Raw genomic sequence first — 18007 nt, forward strand, 5'->3', positions numbered from 1 at the left:
AGATGGGCGAGGTGGGTCGCGCCATCGAAAGGGATGCTCTTGGCGAGCATAAACGCCAGGCCGACTTTCGCACCGACCAGCGTCTCGCGCCACTGCGGCAGTTCGTATGCGATCGATATCAGATCGAGAACAGTTTGAGCTGGGCTCTTGATCTGGCTTTGGCCCGGCAAGGTGGTTGATTGCGAAATTACCTATGAAGGATCCGAATTCAAGATTGTTGGGACCGAGACGATCCAAACCCACAAGAAGGCCCTTCGTGGTGACACTGCGAAGCACTTCAAGATTATCGAATACATCGCTTTGAGCGAACACGGTCAGTCTGGCTTGCGGCCCTAGTCTAGAACCTGACGCCGACCGGCATCGGTCCCCATTTGTTGTCGCCGGCCTGGGTCGGGATCAGCCCGAAGACGAGCGTCGCGAGCCAGCCGATATAGGGCAGGAAGCAGAGGATCGCGAGCCAGCCGGTCAGGCCGAGATCGTGCAGACGGCGCACGAGCAGCGCGACCCACGGCAGGAAGGTCAGCAGGATGTAGAGAACGACAAGGCAGATCATGACGATCGGCAGGTCGTCGCCCTGTTCGATGCCGCTTCCCAAATCCACAGAGAGGCCGACGCCGACAATGACGGCGAGGCCGATCGTCCAGAAAAGGCAAAAACCCCAGAACTCCTTGCGCCGGGCGCGGCCGGAGAAATCGACGTAATTGGTCGTCAGGCCGCGCCAGAAATAGTCCCACAGGCCACTCGATCCGATCGTTCCATTTTCGGCGTTGCGGCCGAAATGGTTGGGCACCGCAGGCGCGCTGCCCGGCAAGGGGCGAGGAGACGCCGCGGTCGGGGTGGCGGGCTCTGCCGGACCGGTCATGCGGGCGCGGACCGAAAATATGCTGCTTGCCCGGTCGCCATTCGGCTGGAATTCGACCTCGGCGCCCCTGGCCAACGCCATCTCGCGGCGCAGATCCTCGCGCGCGAAGCTGTAACGCTTGCCGTCGGCGCCGGTTATGAAGCCGAAGCCTTGCTGCTCGTCATAGTGCAGAACCTCGCCGCGCATCGCACTGCCCCCTTTGCCGCGCATGCCCAGACTGGTCAAAGTCGCGGCGAACCGCAAGGGGGATGCGATTTAGCGCACTGGCGGGCACCACGCCTTCGTCATTCTACGGCGGAGCAAGGAGCGAAGCGACGCGGCGCAGACCATAGAATCCATTCCGTGACCTACGAGCGTTGCAGCCGTTCAGAACGGCCCCTATTTCTGCCCCTTGTCTATGCTTCGCGCGAGGTCACGGCATGGATCCTCGGGTCTACGCGTCCGCTTCGCTCCGCCCGTGGATGACGAAGGTCGGACGCTTCGGCTAATTTTCGAGGTTGGCGGTTTGCCCGGACGTTCGCTGCGGGTCAGCTTCCAACCTGGCGAACCTACGCCGGCCGCTTCTTCGGCTTCTTGTGCTTTACCGGCTTGTCGAATTTCGGCCGGTCGAGTTTTGATTTGTCGAATTTCGGCTTGCCGGGCTTCTTCGCCCAGGGTTTTGAATCCACGCCGGCGGGCCGGTGCTCGCCCGGCGCGCGCTTTTCGAATTGGGGCGCGTTCTGGTCGAAGGGCCGCTTGCCGCGATGCGGCTTCTTGTCGGGTTTCGGCGGCTGGTAGCCGGCCCGCGACAGGTCGGGCGTGCCGTCCAGCCGTCTCACCGCGATGTTGTTCTGCAATTTGCGGTCGGGGCCGATAGCGGCGAGGAACCGGTCGGCCCAGTCGGCGGCGATCTGCACGAAGGTCTCTTCCGGCTGCATCTTGATGGCGCCGATCTCGCGCTTGCTGATGCTGCCGGTACGGCACAGCATGGGGATCAGCCAGCGCGGCTCGGCATTCTGCCGGCGGCCGACCGACAGCGAGAACCAGACGCTGTCGCCGAAATCGTCGCGGCGGCTGGGCGTCTCGTCGCGTCGCGCGGGCCTTTCGGCTGACGGCGTGAAGGGCGCGACGTCGAGCAGGTCTTCCGGCGCCGAGCGGCTGCCGCGGCAGAGCCGGACGAAGGCGGCGGCGACAAGCTCGGCGCCGTGGCGGTCGAGCAAGGTTTCGACGAAACCGCGTTCTTCCTCGCTCACCGGCTCACCGAAGGCAGGGTCGGCGAGGATACGCTCGTCGTCGCGGCGCAGCACCTCGTCAGCCGAGGGCGGGCTCGCCCAGGACGCGGTCAGGCCGGCATTGTGGAGCAGGCGCTCGGTGCGCCTGCGGGCATTGTTCGGCACGATCAGCGCGCTGACGCCTTTCCGCCCGGCACGGCCGGTGCGGCCGCTGCGGTGGAGCAGCGTTTCCGGGTTGGACGGCAGGTCGGCATGGACGACCAGGTCGAGATTGGGCAGGTCGATGCCGCGCGCCGCCACGTCGGTGGCGATGCAGACCCTGGCACGGCCGTCGCGCATCGCCTGCAGCGCGTGGCTGCGCTCGTTCTGGCTGAGCTCGCCGGACAATGCCACGACGGCGAAATTTCGGTTATTGAAGCGCGCGGTGAGATGGTTGACGGCGGCGCGGGTGTTGCAGAACACCATGGCGTTGGTCGCCTCGTAATAGCGCAGCACGTTGATGATGGCGTTCTCGCGGTCGGCGGGTGCCACGGAGAGCGCCCGGTATTCGATGTCGAGATGCTGCTTTGCCTCGCCGCCGGCGGAAATGCGCACGGCATCGCGCTGGTAGTTCTTCGCCAGCGTGGCGATCGAGCGCGGCACGGTGGCGGAAAACATCAAGGTGCGGCGCTCGGCGGGCGCGGCGTCGAGGATGAATTCGAGGTCCTCGCGAAAGCCGAGATCGAGCATCTCGTCGGCCTCGTCCAGCACCACGGCCTTGAGCGCCGACATGTCGAGCGCGCCGCGCGTAATGTGGTCGCGCAGCCGGCCCGGTGTGCCGACGACGATATGGGCGCCGCGCTCCAGCGCCCGCCGCTCGCTGCGCATGTCCATGCCGCCGACGCAGGAGGCTATCTGCGCGCCGGTCAGCTCATAGAGCCATTCCAGCTCGCGCCGCACCTGCAGCGCCAGCTCGCGCGTCGGCGCCACCACCAGGCCGAGCGGCGCGCCGGCATCGGTGAAACGCGCCGCGCCGCCAAGCAGGGTCGGGGCCAAGGCAAGGCCGAAGGCGACCGTCTTGCCGGAGCCGGTCTGGGCCGAGACCAACGCGTCGGCCGCGCGAAGCTCGGGCGCCAGCACCGCCTGCTGCACCGGCGTCAGCGCGGCATAGCCGCGTTTTTCCAGCGCCTCTGCAAGCGCAGGCACGATCGTTTCGAAACTGGACATTTTTCTCTTTCGGAATTCGGAGCTTGCCTGTCCGGCAACACATGCCGGGCTGACGCACGCAGGCGAAGGACATTTTGAGCGTTCGTACTTCCTGCGGCGGCCATTGTACAGCGCAAGCGGCACCGCCTCTCCTTCTCCCCTTGTGGGAGAAGGTGGATCGGCGCGCAGCCGAGACGGATGAGGGGTGTTCCAGCGGAGTGAGAGGTTGGTGTTTTCTGGAGCACCCCTCATCCGTCGCCTTCGGCGACACCTTCTCCCACAAGGGGAGAAGGGAGAGCGCTGCCGCCAATTGACTCTTTTACCAAACCGCGTAAAAGCCCGCTTCGAACGGGATTGTTCTTCGATGCGCGGCCTTCTGATGGCTCTTCTTGCATTCGATGCCCCAGCCACGATGCACGGCATCGGGCCGGGCGCTTCGGCGCGCCTGCCCGTTCCAGCAAAACTACGGCCAAAACCACCACCAAAACGGTGTGATTCCCTTGGCCTAACCACCCTCTCCCGGGTTCGGCCCGGGGGACGGAACCCGCATGAGGCCAGCGGGTTTTCTCCAACCAAGCGGAGAGGGACAGGAGATCTTTATGAGTTTCAAGGTTGCGGTAGTCGGCGCCACGGGCAATGTGGGCCGCGAAATGCTCAACATTCTGGATGAGCGCGGCTTTCCGGTAAGCGAAGTGGTGGCGCTGGCCTCGCGGCGCAGCCAGGGCACCGAAGTGTCCTTCGGCGACCGCACGCTGAAGGTCAAGGCGCTCGACACCTATGACTTTTCCGACACCGACATCTGTGTCATGTCGGCCGGCGGCAACGTCTCCAAGGAATGGTCGCCGAAGATCGGCAAGCAGGGCTGCGTCGTCATCGATAATTCGTCCGCCTTCCGCTATGACCCGGACGTGCCGCTGATCGTGCCGGAAGTGAACCCGGACGCGGTGGAACTGTTCTCGCGCAAGAACATCATCGCCAACCCGAACTGCTCGACGGCGCAGCTGGTCGTGGCGCTGAAGCCGCTGCATGACGCGGCGACCATCAAGCGCGTCGTTGTCGCCACTTACCAGTCGGTCTCCGGCGCCGGCAAGGAAGGCATGGACGAGCTGTTCACCCAGACCCGCGCCGTCTTCGTCGCCGACCAGGTCGACGTCAAGAAGTTCACCAAGCGCATCGCCTTCAACGTCATTCCGCATATCGACGTCTTCCTCGACGACGGCTTCACCAAGGAAGAGTGGAAGATGGTGGCCGAGACCAAGAAGATGCTCGACCCCAAGATCAAGTTGACGGCGACCTGCGTGCGCGTGCCGGTGTTCATCGGCCACTCGGAAGCGGTCAACATCGAGTTCGAAAAGCCGATCACGGCCGACGAGGCGCGCGAGCTCCTGCGCGAGGCGCCGGGCTGCCAGGTCTTGGACAAGCGCGAGAACGGCGGCTACATCACGCCGCTCGAATCGGCCGGCGAGGACGCCACCTTCATCTCGCGCATCCGCGAGGATTCGACCGTCGACAACGGCCTGTCGATGTGGGTCGTCTCCGACAATCTGCGCAAGGGCGCGGCGCTGAACGCGGTGCAGATCGCCGAACTTCTGGTCGAGCGGGGCCTGATCCAGCCGAAGAAGAAGGCGGCATAATCTCGCTCGCGGGCCGCACCGCCGCTGCCGCGGCGGGCCCTCCGCGGGGGGCGCCGGACGACCGGCGGCCCGCGGTCGCGGGCTCGGCCTTCGGCCGGGTAGCTTCCTTCTCCCCGTTCACGGGGAGAAGGTCCCGGCAGGGGGATGAGGGGCGGCACCGGCATCTCAAGCAGGCGGTGGAGAGCCGGCATCACAACCGATTTTGCTCCGCCAATTCCATCAACATCGCCATCGCTTCCTCGGCCCGATCCGCCGGGACGAACAGATGGTCGTGGTAAAAGGCCGAGACCGGATTGACGCCCATGCCAGCCCCTGCCAACCGCGTGGTGATGGCGGCGAGGAATCCGACGGCTTCCAGCGAGGAGTGGATGTTCAGCGTGATCATCCGGCAGCGGAAGATGCCGTCGATGCCGACCGCTCTCGACTGGTCCTCCTTCACGATCAGCGTAAGGCCTTCCTGCTCGCGAAAGCTCATGACCGGATCGAGGCCATCCGGCATGGTCGCGCCCGGCGCCAGCGTCGCGAAGACGTGGACATCGGGAAGCAGTCGCGGCGTCATCGACGCCAACAATTTTTGCAGATCGGTTTCGCCGGTCATTTTTCCTCCCTCGGCGGCGCGCGGCTGCCAGTCTCGCGAGCCCGCCGCCTCGTCCTTAGACCGGCCGGATGAGCGCCGGTAGTGCCTGCCCGGGCGACACGGAAATGTCGCTGTCGACCGAGCTTGCTTTGCCGTTGCATAGCACAATGGACGGGATCGGGACCGGAGCCGGTCCGTCTGGGGGTTTTGATGATCGTCCGCCCGCGTCCGCGCTTCCTGCATCTGTTCTTCATCATGCGCGGCTCGGTGGTGCCGCGCATCCTGCCGCAGATCTTCGGTTTTGCCGCCTATGGCGCGCTGGTGGTATTGGTCATCAAAGCTCTCAAGCTCGACTTCGGCAATGCCGGCACGGCACCCTTCGCCCTGCTCGGCGTGGCGCTGTCGATCTATCTCGGCTTCCGCAACAACGCCGCCTATGACCGCTGGTGGGAGGCGCGCAAGCTGTGGGGCCAGCTCGTCTTCGACATCCGCAACCTGGCGCGCGCCTCGACCGGCCTTATCGAGGACCGGGCCGAATTGCGCGGCCTGTTGATGGATGCGATCGCGTTTTGCCATTTCCTGCGCGGCCTGCTCAGGCGGGTGGATGCTACGGCGGAAGCGCGCGGCTTCATCGGCGATGAGGCCGAAGCCGTGGTGAAGGCCGTCAACTCTCCCGATGCCCTGGTACGCAGGATGGGCGCGCGCATCGCGGCGCTGCGCAAGTCCGGGGCGCTCGATGCGGTCGGCTACCGTATCCTCGACGAGCGCCTGTCGGAGATCGCCGCCGCGCAGGCCGGCTGCGAGCGCATCGCCGGAACGCCGTTGCCTTTTGCCTACACGCTGCTGCTGCAGCGAACGGCCTACGTCTTCTGCCTGCTGCTGCCGTTCGGGCTGGTCGCGCCAGCCGGCTGGGCAACGCCGCTGTTCACGGCGCTGATCGCCTATACCTTCTTCGGCCTCGACGCGCTCTCGGAAGAGCTCGAGGATCCGTTCGGCACCCAGCCCAACGACCTTGCGCTGGATGGGCTTTGCCGCGTCTGCGAGATCTCGGTGTTCGAGGCGCTCGGCGAACCGGCGCCGAAGATGATCCCGGCCGAACGGTTCTATTTCTCCTGAGGCCAGAGCGTTCCAGCCCTGGCCATCCGGTTTGCGAGCCGGATGAGCGCTGCCTGGATTCTGTTTTTGACACCGCCGCTTGACTCGGCCGGCGGCCTCTCGTATAGAACCAAAAGGTTATATAACCAGTTGGTTCAATATGACGGATAGCCTCAGTCTGACCCTCGCCGCGCTTGCCGACCCGACCCGGCGCGCCATCCTGGCGCGGCTGGCGCTCGGCGAGGCCTCCGTCACGCAGCTGGCGGAGCCGTTTGCCATGAGCTTTCCGGCGGTGTCGAAGCACCTCAAGGTGCTTGAGCGCGCCGGCCTGGTGGCGCGCGGCCGCGACGCGCAGTTTCGGCCGCGCCGCCTGCAACCGGAACCATTGCGCGAGATCGACGAATGGCTGGAGACCTACCGCGTGCTATGGGACGCGCGCTTCGACCGGCTGGAAACCTATCTGCAAGCCTTGCAGGCGGGTGATCCCGGCGCAGGTAAAAGCTAAGCCGGCCAATCATCTTGCCGCCCTTGCGCAACAAGACATCCAGAGAGGGGAACATGACAGATCAGACCATCGACACGCCATCCGACGACCCGGTCATCATCATCACCCGGACCTTCGATGCGCCACGCGCGCTGATGTTCAAGCTTTTCACCGATCCATATCACCTGGTGCGATTCTGGGGACCGGAAGGCTCAACCTATCCGGTCTGCGAGATGGATGTACGGCCTGGAGGGCAATTCCGTCTGACCATGCGCTTCGCCGACGGCAGTGAATACCCAACCAACAGCGTCTATCTCGAAATCGCTCCGCCGGAGCGGATCATCTATCGCGACGCCCCGCTCGATCGCAGTCAGTGGCAGGATACCCTGCCGCCGCCCAACATGGTGACGACAATCCTGTTCGAGGATGCCGGCGGCAAGACGCGGATCGTCGCCAACATCCGCGCCAACTCGGTTGCCGCCCGCGACATGGCGGTGAAGATGGGCTTCGGCCAGATGGTCATGGCGAGCTACGCGCGGCTGGAAGCCTATCTCAAGACACTCTGAGTGCCCTTGCGGCGCGCCGGAATGAGCCGCGCGCATCTGTGAAAAAGATTCCGGCACGTGTCGGACGGTCGACGCGTGCCGCGTCCTTGGTTCGAGCCTGGCAAAGACGCCGGGGTTCTAACTAAAATATTAGGAGGGAACGTCAATGAGCATTGCTCAAACCGCGCCCGTGTCGTCGGGTGCCCTGTGGACCGGTCGCGTGCTCAGCGCGCTCATCGTGCTGTTCATGATCTTCGACGGCGCCATCAAACTGCCGCCGCTCGACATCGTCACCCAGACGATGGTGCAACTCGGCTGGCCGGCCGATCCCAACGCCGCGCGTATGCTCGGCATCATCGGGCTGATCTCCACCGCGCTCTACGCACTGCCGCGCACCTCGGTGCTCGGCGCCATCCTGCTCACTGCCTATATGGGCGGCGCCATCGCCACCAAAGTGCGGCTCGACAGCCCGCTGTTCTCGCACACGCTGTTCGGCGTCTATCTCGGCATCATTCTGTGGGCCGGCCTGTTCCTGCGTGACCCCAGGCTGCGCGCGCTGATCCCGTTTGCCCGCTAAGCATCGGGAGGACCGTAGAATGTTCACCACCATCCTCACTATCCTGATTGTCGCCATTGCCGCCGTGCTCATCTACGCCGCGACACGGCCGAACGATTTCGTCGTCAGCCGCTCGGCCATCATCAAGGCGCCGCCCGAGGCGATCTATCCGCTGATCAACGACTTCACGCGCTGGCCCGAATGGTCGCCTTACGAAAAACTCGACCCGGACATGAAGCGCACGCTGTCCGGCGCCGAAAGCGGCAAGGGCGCGGCCTATGCCTGGGAAGGCAACGGCAAGGCAGGCGTCGGGCGGATGGAGATCACCAGCTCGGTTCCATCCTCGCTGGTGGCGCTGAAGCTCGATTTCGAAAAGCCGTTCCGGGCCAACAACAGCGTCGACTTCACCTTGACGCCGTCCGGCGAGACCACGACCGTCACCTGGGCGATGCGCGGCGGCCGTCCGTTCATCGCCAAGCTGATGGGCCTGTTCATGAATTTCGACACGCTGATCGGCAAGGATTTCGAGGTCGGCCTCGCCAACTTGAAGCGAGCCGCCGAATAACTACCTGAAAATGCACCATCTTTGCGCGTCCGGGGGGACGCGCGGCACTGCAGGGCGGATCAAATCACGTCTTTGTGCGTTATCGCTGCAAGGCGGGTGCAGGCGCATTCCCGTTGGGGAGAAACGATGATGAAGAAAGCGATAGTCTTAGTGGCCCTGCTGATGGCGCTCGGCGCTTGCTCGCAGACGGAAAAGGGTGCTGCGGTCGGCGGCCTGGGCGGGGCGGCGATAGGCGCTGCCGTCGCGAATGACCCGGTGGAAGGCGCAGTCGTCGGCGGCGCCGTCGGCGCTGTCGCCGGTGCGTTGATTGGCCGGGCCAACGAGCCGGACCGCTGCCGTTATCGGGATCGCTATGGGCGCGTCTATATCGCCCGTTGCCCGCAGGGCTACTGATTCCTTCCGGGAACGCCTGAAACAAGAAACGGCGGGCAAAGCCCGCCGTTTTCGCAAAGCAATGTGAGCCGGATTACTCGGCCGTGGCGGCTTCCGCCTCGGCCGGAGCAGCTGCTGCCGCGGCAACGGCGGCGGCGGCATCTTCCTGCGCCTTCTTCAGAAGGGCGGCGCGCTCCTGCGCCTTCTTGCCGGGCTCGGCCTTCTTCGGGTTCGAGCGGGCCGGACGCTTGGCAAGGCCGGCCTCGTCGAGGAAGCGCAGAACGCGGTCGGTCGGCTGGGCGCCGTGCGAGAGCCAGTGCTTGACGCGGTCGGCGTCAACCTTGACGCGCTCGCCGTCCTTCGGCAGCAGCGGGTTCCACGAGCCGAGCGCCTCGATGAAACGGCCGTCGCGGGGCGAGCGGGCGTCGGCGACGACGACGTGGTAGTAAGGACGCTTCTTCGAGCCCGCGCGGGCCAGTCTGATCTTCAGTGCCATTGTTTTCTCCTAAAAAGCTCTGATTTTCGTTTGATGGTCTGGGTTGGGTCTCAACCGGTTTTCGTCACGCCGTTGGCAGCGGCGATCTGTTCGTGGTGACGGATCACTTCGCGGACGACGAAGTTAAGGAATTTCTCCGCGAAATCGGGATCGAGATGCGCATCCTTCGCCAGTTGGCGAAGGCGGGCGATCTGCTGCTGCTCGCGCGCCGGATCGGCCGGCGGCAGGCCATGCTCCGCCTTCAGCACGCCCACTGCCTTGGTGCAGCGGAAGCGCTCGGCGAGCATATGGATGAGGGCGGCGTCGATGTTGTCGATCGAAGCGCGGTAGCCGGCCAGGGTGGCGCGTGCGTCGGCCATGTCCTTGTCCTCGTTCATCGCGCCCTCACTTCTTCTTGCCAAGGCCGGGCAGGCCGCCGCCACCTAGGCCCGGAAGGCCGGGCAGCTTCATGCCGCCGGGCAGGCCAGGTAGACCACCCCCGGCAAGACCGCCGGGCAACCCGCCAGGCAAGCCCTTGCCGAGGCCGGCCGCCTGCGCCTGCTTCTGCAAGACTTCGAGCTGCTTGGGATCCATCTTGGACAGGTCCGGCATGCCACCGCCCATGCCGCCGGGCATCATGCCGCCGAGACCCATCTTGGAAGCGAGGCCGCCCATCATGCCGCGCATGAGGCCGCCGCCTTTGCCCTTGCCGCCCATCGCCTTCATCATATCGGCCATGCCGCGATGCATCTTCAGCAGCTTGTTGATCTCGGCGGCGTCGGTGCCGGAGCCGGCGGCGATGCGCTTCTTGCGCGAATGCTTGAGGATATCCGGATTGGCACGCTCGGCCTTGGTCATCGAGGAGATGATGGCGAGCTGGCGGGCGAACATCCTGTCGTCGAGGCCGGCCGCGGCCATCTGATCCTTCATCTTGCCCATGCCCGGCATCATGCCCATGATGCCGCCCATGCCGCCCATCTTCGACATCTGCTGAAGCTGCCCGGCGAGGTCGTTGAGGTCGAACTTGCCCGACTGCATCTTCCTGGCCATCGCCGCCGCCTGCTCGGCGTCGATGTTCTCGGCCGCCTTCTCGACCAGCGAGACGATGTCGCCCATGCCGAGGATGCGGTCGGCGATGCGCTTGGGGTGGAATTCCTCCAGCCCGTCCATCTTTTCGCCGGTGCCGATCAGCTTGATCGGCTTGCCGGTCACGGCGCGCATGGAGAGCGCGGCGCCGCCCCGGCCGTCGCCGTCCATGCGGGTCAGCACCAGGCCGGTGATGCCGACGCGCTCGTCGAAGCTCTTCGCCAGGTTGACGGCGTCCTGGCCGGTCAGTGAGTCGGCGACCAGCAGTATCTCGTGCGGCGACGACACCTTCTTGATGTCGGCCATCTCGACCATCAGCGGCTCGTCGATATGGGTGCGGCCGGCGGTGTCGAGGATGACGACGTCGTGGCCGCCGAGCTTGGCCGCCTGCACGGCGCGCCTGGCGATGTCGACCGGGCTCTGGCCGGCGATGATCGGCAGCGTCGCGACCTTGGTCTGCTCGCCGAGCTGGCGCAGCTGCTCCTGCGCGGCGGGACGCCGCGTGTCGAGCGAGGCCATCAGGACCTTCTTGTTCTGGCGCTCGGTCAAGCGCTTGGCGATCTTGGCGGAGGTCGTCGTCTTGCCGGAGCCCTGCAGGCCGACCATCATGACGACGACCGGCGCCGGCGCATTGAGGTCGACCGCGACGCCCTCGGCGCCCAGCATCTCGACCAGTTCGTCGTGGACGATCTTGACGACCATCTGGCCGGGCTTGATCGACTTCAGCACGGCGGCGCCGACCGCCTTCTCGCGCACCTTGTCGGTGAAGGAGCGAACCACTTCCAGCGCCACGTCGGCCTCGAGCAGCGCGCGGCGCACCTCGCGCAGCGCCGCGGAGACATCCGCCTCCGACAACGCGCCGCGGCCGGTCAGGCCGTTCAGGATGGAGCCAAGGCGCTCCTGAAGGGATTCAAACATTCTGGTTCCTTTTCTCGGGGCATCCGGATGATGTCCGAGAGGTAATGCGTTCGCGCCCGATGTCCAACAAGCAAAGTCCAAAGCCAAAAAGCACCCGGGGGCGCCTTGCGCTGCCGGGTGTTGGCCTCCAGGATCGGTTTACAGCACTTGGCCTCTAGAGGCTTCGGCGTCCTGGTCGGCTTGCTCGGAGGGATACTCGTCGCGGAATTAGGGGCGTGTAGACAGGAAAACGCCCCGGGAGTCAAGATACGGGCCGAAATCGGCCGGCGCGACGGCTCAGGGGAGCGTTTCGCCGTCGAGGATGCGGGCATAGAGTTCGAGATAGGCCTGCGCCGTCCGGGTGATCGGAAAGCGGTCGGCCGCGGAGTCCCGGCAGCGCCCGGGTGAAAGATCGGCGATCGCGGAAAGCGCCGCGGCAAACTCGGCATCGGTGTCGAAAAAACGTCCGGTGTCCGCGTCGACGATCTCCGGCAGGGCGCCGCGCGGCGTCGTCAGCACCGGCGTGCCGCACAGCATCGCCTCGACCGGGGCCATGCCGAACGGCTCTTCCCAGGCGATCGGATTGAGGAATGCCCTGGCCTCGCCGAGCAGCCGCAGTTTTTCGGCGCCGCCGACGACGCCGTGGAAACGATAGCGGCGGCCAAGGCTCTTGAAGAAGACCCCCTGGCGCCGCACCTGGCTGCGCGTGAGCAGGCGCCAGCGCGGGCCGCCGGCGATGTCGAGCGCAAAATTGAATGTCTTGGCCAGGTCGACGGCGCGGTTGAGGTTCTTGCCGGCGCGGGCGACGCCGGCGAGGAACAGCAGGCGGTCATTCCTTGTCGCCGAGAGCCGGTAGTCGTCGACCGGAAAACCGTTGTAGACAAAGGTCTGGCGGCCATGGTTGCGGGCGTGGCTGGCGCTGACGAAGTTCCAGTTCGGTTGCGGCCGCGATTGTCCCGGAAGATAGCCGTGCTCGGTATTGAGAGCTGGAAACGGCACATCGAGGAACCAGCTGTTGAAGTGGACGATGTCGGTGTCCGTGGGAATAGCGGCCCGGCATTCCGCCTTCGAAGCCGCCTGCCGCACCTCGCAATGCGGATGGCTGGAGCCGGCGGCGGCGACAAGGACCACGCTGTGCCCGAGGCGGGCGAGTTCCGTCGCCAGCCAGTCGACCTGCCGCTCGGTGCCGCCATAACCAGCGCAGGGGATCGCCCCATCCACCACCAGTGTTATGCGCATCAGACCGGCCCACCGCCGCGCCATGTCGCCGCCCCGACTTTCAGCGGTGAGCGCGGATGCAGCAGAAGCAGCGCCGTCAGCAGGCTGCTGACGATACCGATCGCGGCGATTAGGACAGCGTCGAAACCGGTCCAGCCGGGGCCTTCTAGCGGCCTGGCGTTGAACAGGGCGAAGGAATTGTAGCTCTGCTGGTGCGAGATCAGCAGGAAGCCGGTCAGATTGTTGCCGAGATGGGCGCCAAGGGCCACTCCCAGATTGCCGGTCGCATAGACAAGGAGCGTCAGCACGAGCGCGAAGCTGGCGATCGAGACCAGCACGCAGGCATTGATGGCGAGCGTCGAGCTCGCACTCCAGTGCAGCGCGCTGAACAGCATCAGCGGAAGCCCTGCCCAGATCAGCGGACTGCTGAACCGGCTGGCCAGCCCCCGCAGCAGATAGCCGCGGAACAGCGCCTCCTCGGACGAGGTCTGCAGCAAAGCGAGCAGCACGATGGGGATCAGGAACAGCAGCCATGTCGACAGGCTGATCGCGCCGCGCGCGATCTCGGGCTGCAGCCAGTAGAGCAGAATCTCCGAAAGAAGCGAGGTGATCAGCACCGCGATCAGCCCCTTGAGGAAGTCCAGCCATGAAACGCGGTGGCTTTCGCCGACCAGCGCCGCAAGCGGCTCGCGGTGCACGAAGCGCATGGCGACCCACAGGCCGATCCAGATGCCGGCGAAGGAGAGCAGCGCGGTGAGGATACCCTGCGGCGAGGCGAGGAAATCCTGGACCGGGCCGCCGGCCGGCCGGCCGGCTCCCGTCGAGGCCCGCCAGACGATGAAGGCATAGGTGCCGCCGAGCAGCACCACCAGGGTCGCCGCCATCCAGAACAGCACGACGATCGCGGTTCCAAGCAAGAGGCGGAGCGGGGTTGTCCTGGCGTTCGGCGAGCGCCGGTAGCGCTCGAAGGCGGTTCTGTCGATGATCACGCGGTTCCCCTTGCCGAACGCGACTGGCGAGCATCCGGGTCGCCTGATCTATGGGATCGGCGCTTTGCGCGCAATCATCCTCGCCACGGCTTGCGCTCGTGGTTGCGCATTTGTGCAGAGGCGGCCGCACCGTTCGACGGGCGACCGCCTGTTGGCCGGCACTTGTCAGCGCATCACGTAGACGATACGCCGCGTGCCGGGATCGACCAGCGCCGGCTGGTTGTTCACATAGACATAGCGGTAGTCGTAGTCGGGGATTTCGCGCAACTCGACACTGTCGGGCAAGGTCGCGCCCGTCACCACCTCGCCGTCGAGATAGACCGGATCGAGCCGATGGGTGCTGATATAGGTGCCCACTTCGGCCGGCGGCCTGGCGATCGGTTCGACTGGTTCGACCGGTTCAGCCGAGATGATGGCGCCGGTGTAGTTGTCGGAATAGTCGCTGTCATCCGGCTGCTCGACGACGGCGATGCCCGCATCGGCCGGCCGCCGTGTCAGCACGACCGCGTTGCCGCCGAAATCGGCGGTCACATAGTCCGAATAGATCCAGCCTCGGCCGTTGGTCTCGGCGATGGTGCACCATTTGCTGTTGGCGATACAGCCTTCGAGCGTTGCCGACTGGCCCGCGGCCAGCACGCCGATGACCGGATATTGCGGGCCCGGTCCGGCGCGCACGTTGAGATCGGCAACAGCCGAAACGGCGGTCTCGGCCAGCGCAACACCCGACAAGGCGGCGAGCGCAGCGGCGACCGCGGGAAACAGTATGAGTTTCATGGATTTCACTCCGTTTTCAGGCTCCCTCGCGGACGAAAACGAAGCCAGGCCTTATGCGTTCCGGCTAAAATGCCCGTGCCGGCTCACGAATTATTCCCGTTTCTTTCGGCAATTCGGTCAGCAGGTTGTGGACAAAGGCCAGTTTATGCGCCGTCACGCCCGAGATGACGAAGGGGTAGAGGTCGGGCAAGCCCATGCAGCGGTTGATCGAGTTGGACGCCTCCGACAGCACCAGCCAGCGGTCAAGGATCTTCTCGAAAGGCTCAGGCGCGTTCCTTGGTTCGGCGGGCGCGGTCTGCAGTTCGCCGCCGGTATCACCACGCGGCAGGGCGTTGGCATCCACCGTCTCCAGCCGGCCGAGCGGAAAATTCAGCGCATGCACCATCTCCAGCGTGTCGGTGATGTGAAGATAGTGCGCGAAGGTCTCGGCCCAGTCCTCCCAGGGATGCGAGGTCGCATAGGCCGAGATGTGGCCCTGCTGCCAGTCCGGCGCCGCGCCATTGGCGTAGTAGGCCGTCAGCGCCTGTTCGTAGCCGGCACGCTCGTCGCCGAACAGGGCGCGGAATGCGGCAAGCCTTTGCGGATCGTCGCGGATCAGCCGGTCCCAATAATAATGGCCGAGTTCGTGGCGGAAATGGCCGAGCAGCGTGCGATAGTTCTCGCCCATCGCGACACGCCGTCGCTCGCGTTCGGCCGAATCCGCCTCGGCGACGTTGAGCGTGATCAGGCCATTGTCGTGGCCGGTGAGGATGCGCTCGCCACCAGGACCGCCACCGATCGGATCGGCAAGGAAATCGAAGGCAAGGCCCGCCTCGTCGCCAGGGCTCTGCTTGGGCGCGACCGGCAAGCCGAAGGCGAGCAGCGAATAGATGGCGCGTTTCTTGGCGGCCTCGACGCGGATCCAGCGCCGGCGGTTCCCATCCACGGACAGGTCCGGAATGAGCTGGTTCAACGCGCAGGCGCGGCAAAAGGCCTGGCCCGGCTCCGTCCGCCAGTTGCAGGCGCATTCGTCAGCATTGGTGCAGTGGTAGGCGCCATCAACATCCGACAGCGTGAAACGCGCGTGCTCGGGATCATAGAGCACGAGGCTGGCGCAGTTCAGGCACTGGGCATTCTCGAAATAGAGGCGGTGGCCGCATTGCGGGCAGTCGAACAGCTTCATATGGCACTCAAACCCATCAGCGCCCGCATATAGGGCGCGATCTCGCGCCACCCAAACGCCTGGCCGCGACCAGGCGTTTCAGCGCTATTCGGCCGCAAGCACGGCCGCCACCTGCCGCGCCACGCTCTCGCCCGACAGCCGAGCGCCGCCGCAGGTCTGGATCAGCGGTCCCGCCAGATGCTCGCCGGCGAAGAAGATCTTGTCCGCCACCGGCCGCATCAGGGTGGCGCGCGCCTCCGATCGCCCGGGCCGCGCCGCGGCATAGGCGCCGCGCACGTAACGCTCGCCGCCCCAATTGGTCATCATGGCGCGTCCGACATGCTTGCGGGTGTCGGCACCGAAAATGTCGCACAGCCGGTCAACGACGAAATCGATACCGGCCGCCTCGCCGGCCGCCGACATTTCCCAGGCGAAGTCGCCGCCGACGAAGCCGACCATCAGGTCGAGATCGAAGGGAAAGCAGAGAAAGTAGATGTCGTGCCTGGCCAGCCGCTCGACCAGCAAATCGTCGAAAGGCTGCAGGCCGAGCCGGGTTCCGCTGATCTCGACCGGCAATTTGGTCAGCATGCCCATCGGCAGGTCGAAGAAAGCGGAAAAATGCGCATCGGGAAGGGCCGGCGAGAACGCGATCTCCTCGAAGGCGAGCACGGCGGGCGAGGCGGTGACGATGACCGCCCTGGCGCGGATTGTGCCGCGATCGGTGACGCAAGCGACATCCGGCCCGTTCCAGAAGATCCTGCGCACCGGGGTCGACAATTCGACCGGCACGTCGGCGCCGAAACGCGCGACCAGCGCGCCGAACCCTTCCTTGCTGAAATAGTTGGGGTCGAGATCGGCGGCGGCCTGGAAATCGCGGATCGATATCTCGTCCTCGTCGGCGCCGAAGTCCATCGGACCGGCGAAGGTGGCGGCGGCGCGCGGCGCCTGGCCCCTGGCGAGCAGCGCCGAAAGCCGGTCGTCGTCACCCTCCTCGACCTTGTGGGCGGCGAGCAATTCGAATAGCTTCGCGTCGGCGGCCTTCATCTCGGCCTCTTCCGCCTCGCTCGCCTTGCGCTGGCGGTAGTAGAGATGATCGACATTCATGTCGTGGTGATGCAGGTTCCAGCCGGCGGCTTGCGCCTCGGGAAAATAGGGATTGCGGTCCGCCGCGTGCAGCCAGGCGCAGCCGATGTCGAAGGGCACGCCGAAATGCCGGTCGCTGGTCCAGGCGCGGCCGCCGATTCGGTCCATCGCTTCCAGCAGTTTGAAGGACAAGCCGGCGGCGCTCAGGGTTTTCGCGGCTGAGAGCCCGGCCGAGCCGGCCCCGATGATCACAACATCAACATCGCCCATGTGTATCGCGCCCCCCGCCACAATAAATACTTGATCGTAGGCAAATTCCGCTTCATTGGCCAGCATCGAGCAACCAGTGCAGCCGTGGGGGCGGTGACAATCGGGCGCTTCACTGGCAAATTCGCAACCGGGACGTGATTCAGGCGATCAGGAGAGAACAGCATGGCATTTCTTGCCAAGGGAAAGATTTTTGCGGCCGTGGTGGCGGCGGTGGTTGCGCTGGCGACAGGCGCGCAGGCGGCTGGCAGCTGTGGCAAGAACAGCGCCGGCTTCGAAGCCTGGAAGCAGGACTTTGCCGCCCAGGCCCAGGCCGAAGGGGTCGGAGCGAGGGGGCTGTCCGCCCTGGCTGGCGCGACCTACGCGACGAGGACCATCTCCGCCGACCGCGCCATCCACAAGGCGTTCAGCGGCTCGGTGGAAGATTTCATGAAGCGCCGCGGCGGGGCTGCGATCATTTCCAAGGGCCGTTCGCTGAAGAAGTCGAACGCGGCGCTGTTCGACAGGATCGAAGCGACCTACGGCGTGCCGCCCGGCGTGCTGCTCGCCATCTGGGGCATGGAGACCGGCTTCGGCGCCTCCATGGGCAACCAGAACACGGTGTCCGCTATTTTGACGCTTACCTATGATTGCCGCCGGCCGGACTACTTTTATCCGCATGCCATTGCGGCGCTGAAGCTGGTCGATCGCGGGACGTTGACCTCCGCTTCGGTCGGCGCCATGCATGGCGAGATCGGCCACACGCAGTTCCTGCCCGGAAACGTCCTGAAGTATGGCGTCGGCAACGGAAATCTGCGCGACAGGAATACCGCGCTCGCTTCCACCGCCAACTACCTCAAGGGCCATGGCTGGCGGGCCGGCGCGGGCTATCAGGCGAACATGGGCGCCATAGCCGGCTGGAACTCGGCCAGCGTCTACCAGCAGGCCATTGCCCGCATCGCGGAGGCGATCGACGGCAACTGATGCCATCTCCACTCGACAGAAAGCCCGG

20 protein-coding genes are annotated in these 18007 nt (G+C 65.4%); 9 read left to right on the forward strand and 11 right to left on the reverse strand.

The annotated features are described in order from the left end of the window. Positions 1-2 precede the first annotated feature (2 nt). A complete protein-coding gene (locus tag EJ073_RS31655; RefSeq protein WP_189347901.1) occupies positions 3-179 on the forward strand; it encodes a hypothetical protein in 177 nt (58 codons plus the stop codon). Between the two features lie 158 nt (positions 180-337). On the opposite strand, the gene EJ073_RS20660 is transcribed toward EJ073_RS31655, so the two are convergent. Beyond that, a complete protein-coding gene (locus tag EJ073_RS20660) occupies positions 338-1048 on the reverse strand; it encodes a DUF805 domain-containing protein (RefSeq protein ID WP_126057395.1) in 711 nt (236 codons plus the stop codon). A gap of 362 nt (positions 1049-1410) precedes the next feature. Further along, positions 1411-3279, reverse strand: coding sequence for a DEAD/DEAH box helicase (locus tag EJ073_RS20665; RefSeq protein WP_126057396.1), 1869 nt, complete (start codon positions 3277-3279; stop codon positions 1411-1413). A gap of 578 nt (positions 3280-3857) precedes the next feature. Between EJ073_RS20665 and EJ073_RS20670 the strand changes: the two genes are divergently transcribed. Continuing rightward, positions 3858-4892 (forward strand): aspartate-semialdehyde dehydrogenase, encoded by a 1035-nt coding sequence (locus EJ073_RS20670; RefSeq protein ID WP_126057397.1) that lies wholly within the window; start codon positions 3858-3860, stop codon positions 4890-4892. Between the two features lie 190 nt (positions 4893-5082). Here EJ073_RS20670 and EJ073_RS20675 read toward each other — a convergent pair whose 3' ends face one another. Beyond that, positions 5083-5490 carry an ACT domain-containing protein gene (locus EJ073_RS20675; RefSeq protein WP_126057398.1) on the reverse strand — a complete coding sequence of 136 codons (408 nt, stop codon included), beginning with the start codon at positions 5488-5490 and terminating at the stop codon, positions 5083-5085. Positions 5491-5679: 189 nt separating this feature from the next. Here EJ073_RS20675 and EJ073_RS20680 point away from each other — a divergent pair, with 189 nt between their 5' ends. The 6 genes from EJ073_RS20680 to EJ073_RS20705 all read left to right on the forward strand — a co-directional run bounded on the left by EJ073_RS20680 (position 5680) and on the right by EJ073_RS20705 (position 9107). Next, positions 5680-6585, forward strand: coding sequence for a bestrophin family ion channel (locus EJ073_RS20680; protein ID WP_126057399.1), 906 nt, complete (start codon positions 5680-5682; stop codon positions 6583-6585). A gap of 139 nt (positions 6586-6724) precedes the next feature. Further along, on the forward strand, positions 6725-7069 hold the full coding sequence (locus tag EJ073_RS20685; protein WP_126057400.1) for a metalloregulator ArsR/SmtB family transcription factor: 345 nt from the start codon (positions 6725-6727) through the stop codon (positions 7067-7069). Positions 7070-7122: 53 nt separating this feature from the next. After that, positions 7123-7614 carry an SRPBCC domain-containing protein gene (locus EJ073_RS20690; protein ID WP_126057401.1) on the forward strand — a complete coding sequence of 164 codons (492 nt, stop codon included), beginning with the start codon at positions 7123-7125 and terminating at the stop codon, positions 7612-7614. A gap of 145 nt (positions 7615-7759) precedes the next feature. Further along, positions 7760-8170 (forward strand): DoxX family protein, encoded by a 411-nt coding sequence (locus tag EJ073_RS20695; protein ID WP_126057402.1) that lies wholly within the window; start codon positions 7760-7762, stop codon positions 8168-8170. 19 nt (positions 8171-8189) lie between these two features. Further along, a complete protein-coding gene (locus EJ073_RS20700) occupies positions 8190-8714 on the forward strand; it encodes an SRPBCC family protein (protein WP_126057403.1) in 525 nt (174 codons plus the stop codon). Positions 8715-8843: 129 nt separating this feature from the next. Next, positions 8844-9107 carry a glycine zipper domain-containing protein gene (locus EJ073_RS20705; RefSeq protein ID WP_126059294.1) on the forward strand — a complete coding sequence of 88 codons (264 nt, stop codon included), beginning with the start codon at positions 8844-8846 and terminating at the stop codon, positions 9105-9107. A 73-nt stretch (positions 9108-9180) separates the two neighbouring features. Here the strand turns inward: EJ073_RS20705 and rpsP are convergent, their stop codons facing one another. From rpsP to EJ073_RS20745, 8 genes are all read right to left on the reverse strand, one after another. Beyond that, positions 9181-9582, reverse strand: coding sequence for a 30S ribosomal protein S16 (gene rpsP, locus EJ073_RS20710; RefSeq protein WP_126057404.1), 402 nt, complete (start codon positions 9580-9582; stop codon positions 9181-9183). Positions 9583-9632: 50 nt separating this feature from the next. Further along, positions 9633-9959, reverse strand: a complete 327-nt coding sequence (locus EJ073_RS20715; RefSeq protein ID WP_126057405.1) for a chorismate mutase — start codon at positions 9957-9959, stop codon at positions 9633-9635. A 7-nt stretch (positions 9960-9966) separates the two neighbouring features. Further along, on the reverse strand, positions 9967-11565 hold the full coding sequence (gene ffh, locus EJ073_RS20720) for a signal recognition particle protein (protein WP_126057406.1): 1599 nt from the start codon (positions 11563-11565) through the stop codon (positions 9967-9969). 276 nt (positions 11566-11841) lie between these two features. Next, positions 11842-12783 carry a glycosyltransferase gene (locus EJ073_RS20725; RefSeq protein WP_126057407.1) on the reverse strand — a complete coding sequence of 314 codons (942 nt, stop codon included), beginning with the start codon at positions 12781-12783 and terminating at the stop codon, positions 11842-11844. Beyond that, positions 12783-13751: a type II CAAX endopeptidase family protein gene (locus tag EJ073_RS20730; RefSeq protein ID WP_126057408.1), complete on the reverse strand. Its 969-nt coding sequence runs from the start codon at positions 13749-13751 to the stop codon at positions 12783-12785. Before EJ073_RS20730 ends, EJ073_RS20725 begins: the two co-directional genes overlap by 1 nt. Before the next feature lie 165 nt (positions 13752-13916). Beyond that, positions 13917-14525 (reverse strand): DUF1236 domain-containing protein, encoded by a 609-nt coding sequence (locus tag EJ073_RS20735; RefSeq protein WP_126057409.1) that lies wholly within the window; start codon positions 14523-14525, stop codon positions 13917-13919. 64 nt (positions 14526-14589) lie between these two features. Beyond that, complete coding sequence (locus EJ073_RS20740) at positions 14590-15687, reverse strand: putative zinc-binding metallopeptidase (protein ID WP_126057410.1); 1098 nt, start codon at positions 15685-15687, stop codon at positions 14590-14592. Positions 15688-15771: 84 nt separating this feature from the next. Beyond that, positions 15772-17019, reverse strand: a complete 1248-nt coding sequence (locus tag EJ073_RS20745; RefSeq protein ID WP_126057411.1) for an NAD(P)/FAD-dependent oxidoreductase — start codon at positions 17017-17019, stop codon at positions 15772-15774. Between the two features lie 162 nt (positions 17020-17181). On the opposite strand from EJ073_RS20745, the gene EJ073_RS20750 reads away from it, so the two are divergent. Next, on the forward strand, positions 17182-17979 hold the full coding sequence (locus EJ073_RS20750; protein WP_126057412.1) for a lytic transglycosylase domain-containing protein: 798 nt from the start codon (positions 17182-17184) through the stop codon (positions 17977-17979). The last annotated feature ends 28 nt before the right edge of the window (positions 17980-18007 follow it).

The organism is Mesorhizobium sp. M4B.F.Ca.ET.058.02.1.1 (genome assembly GCF_003952505.1).
Taxonomy (GTDB): domain Bacteria; phylum Pseudomonadota; class Alphaproteobacteria; order Rhizobiales; family Rhizobiaceae; genus Mesorhizobium.

Bases quoted from the DNA above. Each gene is read 5' to 3' on its own strand.
- EJ073_RS31655 (WP_189347901.1), top strand. From the start codon at position 3: ATGGGCGAGGTGGGTCGCGCCATCGAAAGGGATGCTCTTGGCGAGCAT.
- EJ073_RS20660 (WP_126057395.1), bottom strand. From the start codon at position 1,048: ATGCGCGGCGAGGTTCTGCACTATGACGAGCAGCAAGGCTTCGGCTTC.
- EJ073_RS20665 (WP_126057396.1), bottom strand. From the start codon at position 3,279: ATGTCCAGTTTCGAAACGATCGTGCCTGCGCTTGCAGAGGCGCTGGAA.
- EJ073_RS20670 (WP_126057397.1), top strand. From the start codon at position 3,858: ATGAGTTTCAAGGTTGCGGTAGTCGGCGCCACGGGCAATGTGGGCCGC.
- EJ073_RS20675 (WP_126057398.1), bottom strand. From the start codon at position 5,490: ATGACCGGCGAAACCGATCTGCAAAAATTGTTGGCGTCGATGACGCCG.
- EJ073_RS20680 (WP_126057399.1), top strand. From the start codon at position 5,680: ATGATCGTCCGCCCGCGTCCGCGCTTCCTGCATCTGTTCTTCATCATG.
- EJ073_RS20685 (WP_126057400.1), top strand. From the start codon at position 6,725: ATGACGGATAGCCTCAGTCTGACCCTCGCCGCGCTTGCCGACCCGACC.
- EJ073_RS20690 (WP_126057401.1), top strand. From the start codon at position 7,123: ATGACAGATCAGACCATCGACACGCCATCCGACGACCCGGTCATCATC.
- EJ073_RS20695 (WP_126057402.1), top strand. From the start codon at position 7,760: ATGAGCATTGCTCAAACCGCGCCCGTGTCGTCGGGTGCCCTGTGGACC.
- EJ073_RS20700 (WP_126057403.1), top strand. From the start codon at position 8,190: ATGTTCACCACCATCCTCACTATCCTGATTGTCGCCATTGCCGCCGTG.
- EJ073_RS20705 (WP_126059294.1), top strand. From the start codon at position 8,844: ATGAAGAAAGCGATAGTCTTAGTGGCCCTGCTGATGGCGCTCGGCGCT.
- rpsP (WP_126057404.1), bottom strand. From the start codon at position 9,582: ATGGCACTGAAGATCAGACTGGCCCGCGCGGGCTCGAAGAAGCGTCCT.
- EJ073_RS20715 (WP_126057405.1), bottom strand. From the start codon at position 9,959: ATGAACGAGGACAAGGACATGGCCGACGCACGCGCCACCCTGGCCGGC.
- ffh (WP_126057406.1), bottom strand. From the start codon at position 11,565: ATGTTTGAATCCCTTCAGGAGCGCCTTGGCTCCATCCTGAACGGCCTG.
- EJ073_RS20725 (WP_126057407.1), bottom strand. From the start codon at position 12,783: ATGCGCATAACACTGGTGGTGGATGGGGCGATCCCCTGCGCTGGTTAT.
- EJ073_RS20735 (WP_126057409.1), bottom strand. From the start codon at position 14,525: ATGAAACTCATACTGTTTCCCGCGGTCGCCGCTGCGCTCGCCGCCTTG.
- EJ073_RS20740 (WP_126057410.1), bottom strand. From the start codon at position 15,687: ATGAAGCTGTTCGACTGCCCGCAATGCGGCCACCGCCTCTATTTCGAG.
- EJ073_RS20745 (WP_126057411.1), bottom strand. From the start codon at position 17,019: ATGGGCGATGTTGATGTTGTGATCATCGGGGCCGGCTCGGCCGGGCTC.
- EJ073_RS20750 (WP_126057412.1), top strand. From the start codon at position 17,182: ATGGCATTTCTTGCCAAGGGAAAGATTTTTGCGGCCGTGGTGGCGGCG.